The organism is Nodosilinea sp. LEGE 07298 (genome assembly GCF_015207265.1).
Classification (GTDB): Bacteria; Cyanobacteriota; Cyanobacteriia; order Phormidesmidales; family Phormidesmidaceae; genus Nodosilinea.
The window spans coordinates 1-8087 of the sequence record NZ_JADEXE010000294.1; the positions used below are offsets into that span (position 1 = coordinate 1).

Consider the following 8087-nt stretch of genomic DNA (forward strand, 5'->3'; position numbering starts at 1 on the left):
CCCATCCACCCATCCACCCATTCACCCATCTACCCATTCACCCACGCACTCCCCTACTCTAATGATTCCCGATAGCGCGCTAGAAGCGGCTGCAGGAAGTCGTAGCCATCGACGCCGATGACGGCGAGGAACTGGCGGCGGTGGTCGGCGAGAATGCTCTCGAAGGTGTCGGGGCCAAGCTGGCCGTAGAGAATGCTGAGCAGAGCGGCGGGCTGTCGCCATTCGGGAGAATCGATTTGGTGCAGCAAGTACATGCCCAGGCAGCCGGTGAGAACGGCCTGTTCGAGGTTGCCATCGCCCTGGTGGGCGGCGGCCATATTGGCGAAGTTAGAGGCCATCAGGAAGCGATCGCCGATCGCCTGCGCCACCTGCAATCCCTGCTGAAGGGAGGCGATCGCCTCCCTGTACTGGCCGAGCTTGAGCTGGGCGATGCCGAGGCTGTTGGCGCAGAGGGCCTGGCTGGGGCGATCGCCCACCTGTTCTGAGAGCGCTAGCCCCTGTTCGAGGTAGCTGAGCACGGTCTCGTACTGTTCGGCTTCTAGCAGCTGCGACTGGCCCTGGGCGACCTGGCTGTAGCCGAGGTTGGCCAGGGCGTTGGCTTGGCCAATGCGATCGCCGCTCTGACGAGCCAAGATCAGCGCTCGCTGGCTGTGGCCCTGGGCGGTTTCAAAGTCTTGCTGAGCGACGCAGGTACGGCTGAGGTGATTGAGGCTGGCAATTTCGCAGGGCACGTCTTTGGCTTCGCGGGCTACCTCTAGTGCCTGCTGGTGAAAACGCTGAGCCTGGCGGTAGTTGCCCAGCGCTCGCTGCGAGTAGCCCAGCAGCGTCAGAATGCGGGCCTTGACGGCGGTATTGGCCACTTCTTGAAGCGGTTGATCGAGATAGTCGAGCAGGGCGCGTAGGGGTTCTCCAGACAGCGCGGTGAACAGGCCGCCGTAGAGGGGAAAGTAGCTCTGGTTGGCAAACTGTCGCAGCCCCTGTAGCGCCAGCTGGAATGAACCCCTAGCCAATGTGCGCTGGCCTTGTTCGCCCAGACGACTGGAAATTTGGCCCCAGACCACGGCAAAGGTGAGGAAGGTGGCGATGGAGAGGCGCTTACCGGCCTGGGGGTCGTAGGGCTGGCGATCGAACCAGTTCACCAGGGCCAGCTGGAGCCGCTGCAAGACTACGCCCCAGGCCACCCAGTCGGCTACCCGCAAAGGCACTGTGACACCAGCGGTGGTCACGGTTTGGTGCAGGGCCAGGTCTTCAAACAGGCGCTTGAGGGCGGGCGAGCTGACGATGCGGCCCCAGTGCTGCCAGGGGCTGGGGCGATCGCCCGGCTGGCTGAAGCCAATCTGCTGCCCCTGAGCGTAAATCCAGCCGACTACATCGCCTTCAAGCTGTTGCCAGGCAGCTAGGCCCTGCTCCAGGCCATTGGCCAGAGTAGCCAGGGCGGGTTCGGCCTCAGTGGCGGGGGCCGTCTCTGACGGTGCAGGAGCCTGCTTCAGTGCCCGAGCCAGCTGCACCAGCTGTTCTCTCGATAGAGGGTGGTCGCGGTTGGGGTCGAGGGCCGCCACCAGCTGAAAGAGACGTTCTTCGGGAGGCGTATTTAGAATTTCGGCCTCTACCCCTGTAATGACCGCTGTAGCCTGGTTGTCGGCCTGCCAGCGCTGCCACTCGCTCTGTATTGTGCGCAGCGCCCGGTGCTTACGAACAGCTTTTGCATGTTTAAATTCGTCATCACCGGGAGCCAGGTCAGGCTCTAGGGCCGCCAGAGTAGCTTCTAAAGCCCGCTCAAATAACTCGCCACTGCCGGGCTCTACCCCGGCCTGCAGTATGCGGTAGACCTGCTGCTTCGACTGAATTTTGCCCTTGAGGGTAGCGGCAACAATGTCATCGATGAGCGTTTGGTATGGTTGAGCCATAGGTCGCCATGCCGTTCAAAGGGTACAGAGAAACAGGGGTGCCAAGAAAAGGTGCCGTTGCCCAAGTGTGCCATAGATTTTTCAGAGATTCAGCCCCAATCAGGCTGGGCAGGGGGCGCTAAACCTCGGTCAAAGAGCAGGGGTGAGGTAGTCTGAGAGACAGGCGGCAATCCCTGAGATTTGCCTTGGAGTTTACAAGTTGAGTATGGGCAAGGTTGCCTGGAGTACCATCCACGCTGGGGTGCATCGGCGGCTAAAAGTACGTCCGATGCTGCCTCAGGGGACAGCGGTTTTGGCGGCGGTTTCGGGTGGGCAAGATTCGGTCTGTCTACTCAAGCTGCTGGTTGATTTGCAGCCCAAGTGGGGCTGGTCGCTGCGGGCGGTGCACTGCGACCACCAGTGGCGGGCCGACTCTGCCGCCAACGCCGATTTTGTGCAGCAGCTTTGTCAAGACTGGGGCATCCCCTGCCAGGTGGTTACAGCCGGGACTGACTACCCTACCGAAGCCGCCGCCCGCCAGTGGCGCTACCGGGTCTTTGAGGAGATAGCGACTCAAGAGCACTGTACCCAAGTGGCGACTGGGCATACGGCGAGCGATCGCGCCGAAACCCTGCTTTACAACCTGCTGCGAGGCAGCGGCACCGATGGTCTGCAAGCCCTGGTCCGGCAGCGTTCCCTAACGCTCGATGGCACTGTTTCAGTGGTGCGCCCCCTGCTCGACCTGACCCGCCAGCAGACGGGGGAGTTTTGCCGCCAGTTCAATCTCCCCGTTTGGGAAGATTCCACCAACCAGGACACTCGCTACGCCCGCAATCGCATTCGCCTGGAGCTGCTGCCCTACCTGCGATCGCACTTTAACCCAGGGGCAGAATCTACCCTGGCCAATACCGCCGAACTGCTGACAGCCGAAGTGGAATTGCTGGAGACGCTGGCGGGGGATCTATACGAGCAAACCGTTGCTAGTGCTACGACAGCGACAGCGACCTGGAGAATCGAGCGATCGCCCCTCAGAGCATCCCCCCTGGCCCTACAGCGGCGAGTGCTGCGCCGGGTACTACAGCAGGTAACGCTGGTCCAGGTGAGCTTTGAGCATGTAGAAAAACTGGTAGCCCTGCTGAGCGCCCCCAACGGCAGCCAGAGCGATCCGTTTCCGGGCGGGGCGATCGCGATTGTAGAGGGGGACTGGGTAGTAGTGAGTGGACTCGAACCCTAAGCAGAGCCTAACCCTGAGCGGAGTCGAACCCTGAGCGGAGTCGAAGGGGAGTCAACGAGCAATACTCACCAGCACTAAACCCTAGCCACTGATTTGGGTTCTAAAATAGAAAATATCGCCGACCTAGAGTCTACCTCCATGCCCCTTCCCCCTGCTGTGCGCTATCGCCTGGTACGCATCCAGGCCATCAGTCGCCCCCTCCGTCGTCCGGTAGTGTGGGGCAGCTTAGTTGGGCTGGGGCTGGTGGCGGTGGTAGTGCCCCAGTATCTACGCCATCCGGAGTGGCGCAGTCAGTACAATCCCGCTGTCGACAGCCCGGCGGTCAACCCTGACACCGATTTGGGCACTTTATCGAGCGAAGACCTGGCCGACTTAGCCGAGATTGATAACCTGGCGCTGCTGCTCAACGAGCTACAGCCCACTACATCTACAGCACTAGACTTACCTACCGCCTCAGACCGTTTAGCGCTGCCCCAAGCTACGCCAGCGGAAATAAGCGCTAGCCCCTTCGCCCAATACCTGGAGCGCAGCCGCTTTCGGTTCAGTCCTGCACCTAGCGGAGTGGCAGATGAGGGGGAATCTGCGATCGCCGTTGAAAACCGATCGTCAACCATCGCCCCTGGCCAGCGCCAGCCCTCGGCGGCAGCATCTACCGAGGCGCTGCCCCCCAGCTCTCTACAGCAAGCTCTAAGCGAAAGGCTAAATTCGCGTCCGACACAATCCGTCGATGCCGAGTCATCCACGGAACCTGGTGCAGCCGCGAACGGCCCTACCGAAGCACTCACCAGCGGTTTGACACCTCCACCCTGGATGGTAGAAGGCAGTTTGCCTGGGGTTGACCAGCGCTTTATTCGCACCACGCCGCAGATGTCGCCGCCGCCGGGGACCACGGGCTATACCCAACCGCCAGGGTTGTCGCCTAGCCTGGCGGTACCGGCACCCGAGCGGGGGGCGATCGCGCCAGCAACGCTAAATCTAGATTTTGGTTCTCCAGCGACGGCACCAGTAGGGAGTGGGCAGGTGCGATCGCAGCCCGGCCAGCTCAACAACAGCGTCAGCACGCCGCTGCCCCAGCCCGCACCGCCGCCCTTCTCGGCCCCCAGGCCACCGGGCGTTTACAGCGGCAACGGCTATATCAACACCTTTTCAGACCCCACCGGACCGCCCGCAAACTAGGAAAAGCAGGAACGAGTCTGTTGAATCGGGCGTGTCATCCCTCCGGCCTTTGACCAAAGCGGATGACACGTCTCAGATGCGCTAGTCTGCGTTCGACTCGGGGTAGGGGTCGCTGAGCTGCTCGGTTTCGGGGCAGTCCTCAGACACATTGATCTCGACATCGCCACGGGGGACAGCCGCCAGGCGCTTGGTCACAGCGCCAATGCTCTCAACGCGCACCATCTCTTCCCATGAGCAAATCTCGTCTTCTTCTTCGGTTTCGTAGCGAAAGGTAACCAGATCGCCTTCGATGTCTAAAATCTTCGCCCGCTCAATCCAACGCTGTTGATCCCGTAGAAAAATCCACACATCTTGACCATCACAACAGAGTTGATAGATCTTGCGGTGTAGCATAGTCGCGGCTCCTTTACAGGTAACATCAACGCTCGTTAGCCTGGTTGGTGCAGGGGAAGTGCTGCCAACAAGCAGGAAAACTATCTGAGATTGCAGACCTGGCCTTTGCTCTGGGATCTGGCGTTAGCCCCTGGGGCCAGCTTTTTAACTCTCGCTCCCTATGGGGATGCATTAGCAGTCTAGGTAGATGATCACTCGCTATAGATTCTAGCCAATCGTGGGTCTGCTCCTCAGCATTCCCCCAGCAACCACTCCTTTCTCTTATCAATGAAGCTGGTCTAGCAGTGTAGCAAGTCATACATCTGCTTGCCCACAACGGCCCCGAGGCGAACGCTATAGTGGAACCCAGCCCTGTTCTTCCCCCCATGCCCTATGCTGCTGCACCTCTGCACCTGGCCAGAAGTTGAGGCCTACCTGAATGACTCGACCGGCATCATTCTGCCGATTGGCTCGACAGAACAGCACGGCCCCACCGGATTGATTGGCACCGATGCGATTTGTGCTGAAGTGGTTGCCAAAGGTGTAGGCGAGGCCGCTAACGCCCTGGTTGGCCCCACGATTAACGTCGGCATGGCCCTGCACCACACCGCCTTCCCCGGTTCCATGACCCTGCGGCCCAGCACCTTGATTGCCGTCATTCAGGACTATCTGACGCCGCTGGTGCGCTACGGCTTTACCCGCTTCTTCTTTATCAACGGCCACGGCGGCAACATTGCCACCCTCAAGGCTGCCTTTGCCGAAACCTACACGGCTCTGGCCAGCGATCGCATTCCCAACGCCGAGCGGGTGCGCTGCACCACGGCCAACTGGTTTATGGCCCGGTCGGTGTATACCCTGGCGAAGGAACTCTACGGCGATCAGGAGGGTTCCCACGCTACCCCTAGCGAAGTGGCGCTAACGCAGTACGCCTACCCCGATTTCATCAAGCACGCACCGCTAGAGCCGCAGGTCGCCCCCCGAGGGCACGCCATCTACAGCCCCACCGACTTTCGGCAGCACTACCCCGATGGCCGCATGGGGTCGAACCCGGCGCTGGCGACCCCGGAGCACGGTCAGCAGCTCTATGAGGCGGCGGTGAAAGAGCTGACCAGCGACTACCTGGCGTTTCTGGCGGCAGAGTAAATATCTATATGCTTTGCCATGGGTGACACGGCCAATTCTCTCAATGGCATTCCCATTCGCCTGCCTGACGAGCGGTGGCAACACATTGTTCAACGCCATGCCGATATTGCTGACCGGAAAGACTTGGTTTTAGGAGCGATCGCAGCCCCAGAGCGTTTACTGCAAGGCAATGAGGGGGCGCTGATGGCCGTTCAATCGTTGGAGCTGGGAAAGTGGCGTAGTAGTCGTCTATAAAGAAACTCAGCGGGATGGCTTTGTGGTAACTGCGTTCTCAACTCGTAAGGCAAACTCACTCAATCGGAGGCAGCAGCTATGGCCGTAGCCAATTATCAAGAAGCTCAGAGCTATCTTAGGTTTCTGCCGCTGCTGCATGATTTGCCATAGCAGCCCTTTTTCATCGTTTACGACTTAGGAGCTGACGTACTCTACATCGACTTCAACAATCCGCCCCAATCTGCGGAAGACAGCGAGATCACCGACGACGATATTGTCATTCGTTACAACAATGCTGATGCCATTGTGGGCTCAACCATTCTCAACGCCAGTCAGCGCTAGCGCGACTGATTCGTTCAACCGCATTGGCATAGCAGCAGCTTGACTTGCTATATCCACCCCATAACATCGCATAGCAGCAGCTTGACTTGCCGTAACCACCCAGTGACATGGCGTTGCAGCGGGGTGATATAGCTTATCCACCCGGTGATATGGCATTGCAGAGCGATGACATGCCAATACCAGAGGATGATATGGCAATACCAGAGGATGATATGGCATTGCGGTCAGTGGTTCTAGCGAAACCGGCTGCGGCAATGGCATTACCATAGGGGCTAGCCCTTCTTGCGCCCCGGCCATGCCCAGCGATTTTGAGATTCTGCGCAGCATTTACAATGCCTTCGACCCCTTTGAGCCGCTGCACCCTGGCGACCCAGTATATGTAAATTGCAGCGCGGTGCGGGGCGAAGAAAATATTTTGGTGGATGTGGGGCGGCAGATCACATTGAGCGATCGCATCACCCACCAGCTTTACACCGGCCATCGCGGCGCAGGCAAATCGACCGAACTGCTGCGGCTCAAGGATGCCCTAGAGAAAGACGGCTACCGCGTTGTCTACTTTGCCGCCGAAGAAGATATCGATTTTGCAGATGCTCGGTATCCTGACATTTTGCTAGCATGCACGCATAATTTGATAAAAAGTTTAGATGGCAATCAAGATTCCATCCGAAATTGGCTACAGTCTCGGAGAACAGATTTTCATGATGTTGTAGAAGGCGCACTCAGTTTTGGCAACTTTGATGCTGAGGTGCCGTTCTCAAAACTCACGCTGACCCTTAAGGCTAGCCCTGAGGCTCGTGCTAAGATTCGAAGAGTTGTAGAATCTTACGCTCCCTCATTAATTGAAGCACTGAATACTTTTATTACTGAGGCAATGGCTCAAACTCCTCAACACAGCACTGACAAGTTAGTGCTGATTGTAGATAGCCTTGATCACATTTCGCCTACTTTCCAGGAGAACGAAATTAGCAATCATGAGCAAATCTTTGTTGATCGCAGCGAACAGCTCAAGCTGCTGAACTGCCACGTCATTTATACCGTACCTATTTCGCTAGTGTATTCGGGCCGCGCGCCCGACCTGCGCGACATCTACGATGCTGAAATTCAGGTGTTGCCGATGGTGATGGTGCATGACCAGGAAGGTAACGTGTGCGAAGACGGGCTAAACACTATGCGCGAGCTAGTTCGCCAGCGAGTGTTCCACGCCTCAGCAATAAGTGATGAGGCGCAATTGGTAAACGATATTTTTGACCAAGCTGAAACCCTTGACCAGCTCTGCCTCATGAGCGGTGGCCACATGCGCAACCTGATGTTGATGGCCCAGGAGGCGATCGCGCAAACCAGCGCGCTACCCATTAGTAAGAAAGCGGTGCGGCTAGCAATTACCAAAGCCCGTAATACCTATCGCAATGCGGTATACGACGATCAGTGGGGTTTGCTGGCTAACGTTTGGCAGACAAAGGGAATTCTCAACGATGAAGCCCATCGTGAGCTGCTATTTAATCGTTGTATTTTAGAGTATCGTTACCTTGACGATGATGGTGAAATCTTCTGCTGGCGTGACGTGAATCCTTTGCTGCGCGGTGTGAAAGAGTTTGGCTCTCCTGGAATGAGTATGCTGAAGTAGCCGTTACTATACGTTATGGCTATGGTGCCTCTACTGACAGAGCTCTTGGGTTTACCCGGTATTGATGTTGAGTCGTACGACGAGACCGAGGAGGGTC

Annotated in this window: 8 protein-coding genes; 6 read left to right on the top strand and 2 right to left on the bottom strand. The window is 57.9% G+C overall.

Translation table 11 applies throughout. From position 1 onward, the window contains the following. Positions 1-53 precede the first annotated feature (53 nt). Entirely contained in the window at positions 54-1907 is a 1854-nt protein-coding gene (locus IQ273_RS27055) for a tetratricopeptide repeat protein (RefSeq protein ID WP_194026237.1), read from the bottom strand. Between the two features lie 205 nt (positions 1908-2112). Here IQ273_RS27055 and tilS point away from each other — a divergent pair, with 205 nt between their 5' ends. Both tilS and IQ273_RS27065 read left to right on the top strand, forming a co-directional pair. Next, the gene (gene tilS / locus IQ273_RS27060; RefSeq protein WP_194026238.1) at positions 2113-3120 is read left to right on the top strand and encodes a tRNA lysidine(34) synthetase TilS; all 1008 of its coding nucleotides are present in this window, start codon (positions 2113-2115) and stop codon (positions 3118-3120) included. A gap of 138 nt (positions 3121-3258) precedes the next feature. After that, the gene (locus IQ273_RS27065; RefSeq protein ID WP_194026239.1) at positions 3259-4296 is read left to right on the top strand and encodes a hypothetical protein; all 1038 of its coding nucleotides are present in this window, start codon (positions 3259-3261) and stop codon (positions 4294-4296) included. 81 nt (positions 4297-4377) lie between these two features. Here the strand turns inward: IQ273_RS27065 and IQ273_RS27070 are convergent, their stop codons facing one another. Further along, the gene (locus IQ273_RS27070; protein ID WP_194026240.1) at positions 4378-4689 is read right to left on the bottom strand and encodes a DUF6679 family protein; all 312 of its coding nucleotides are present in this window, start codon (positions 4687-4689) and stop codon (positions 4378-4380) included. A 372-nt stretch (positions 4690-5061) separates the two neighbouring features. On the opposite strand from IQ273_RS27070, the gene IQ273_RS27075 reads away from it, so the two are divergent. From IQ273_RS27075 to IQ273_RS27090, 4 genes are all read left to right on the top strand, one after another. Then, positions 5062-5811: a creatininase family protein gene (locus tag IQ273_RS27075; RefSeq protein ID WP_194026241.1), complete on the top strand. Its 750-nt coding sequence runs from the start codon at positions 5062-5064 to the stop codon at positions 5809-5811. 18 nt (positions 5812-5829) lie between these two features. Beyond that, positions 5830-6045 carry a hypothetical protein gene (locus IQ273_RS27080; RefSeq protein WP_194026242.1) on the top strand — a complete coding sequence of 72 codons (216 nt, stop codon included), beginning with the start codon at positions 5830-5832 and terminating at the stop codon, positions 6043-6045. Positions 6046-6207: 162 nt separating this feature from the next. Beyond that, the gene (locus IQ273_RS36055; protein WP_397198792.1) at positions 6208-6366 is read left to right on the top strand and encodes a DUF2283 domain-containing protein; all 159 of its coding nucleotides are present in this window, start codon (positions 6208-6210) and stop codon (positions 6364-6366) included. Positions 6367-6661: 295 nt separating this feature from the next. Further along, the gene (locus IQ273_RS27090) at positions 6662-7990 is read left to right on the top strand and encodes an AAA family ATPase (RefSeq protein WP_194026243.1); all 1329 of its coding nucleotides are present in this window, start codon (positions 6662-6664) and stop codon (positions 7988-7990) included. Positions 7991-8087: the final 97 nt, after the last annotated feature.

Coding starts and splice junctions, on each gene's coding strand:
- IQ273_RS27075 (WP_194026241.1), top strand. CDS start 5,062: ATGCTGCTGCACCTCTGCACCTGGCCAGAAGTTGAGGCCTACCTGAAT.
- tilS (WP_194026238.1), top strand. CDS start 2,113: ATGGGCAAGGTTGCCTGGAGTACCATCCACGCTGGGGTGCATCGGCGG.
- IQ273_RS27055 (WP_194026237.1), bottom strand. CDS start 1,907: ATGGCTCAACCATACCAAACGCTCATCGATGACATTGTTGCCGCTACC.
- IQ273_RS27080 (WP_194026242.1), top strand. CDS start 5,830: ATGGGTGACACGGCCAATTCTCTCAATGGCATTCCCATTCGCCTGCCT.
- IQ273_RS27070 (WP_194026240.1), bottom strand. CDS start 4,689: ATGCTACACCGCAAGATCTATCAACTCTGTTGTGATGGTCAAGATGTG.
- IQ273_RS27090 (WP_194026243.1), top strand. CDS start 6,662: ATGCCCAGCGATTTTGAGATTCTGCGCAGCATTTACAATGCCTTCGAC.
- IQ273_RS27065 (WP_194026239.1), top strand. CDS start 3,259: ATGCCCCTTCCCCCTGCTGTGCGCTATCGCCTGGTACGCATCCAGGCC.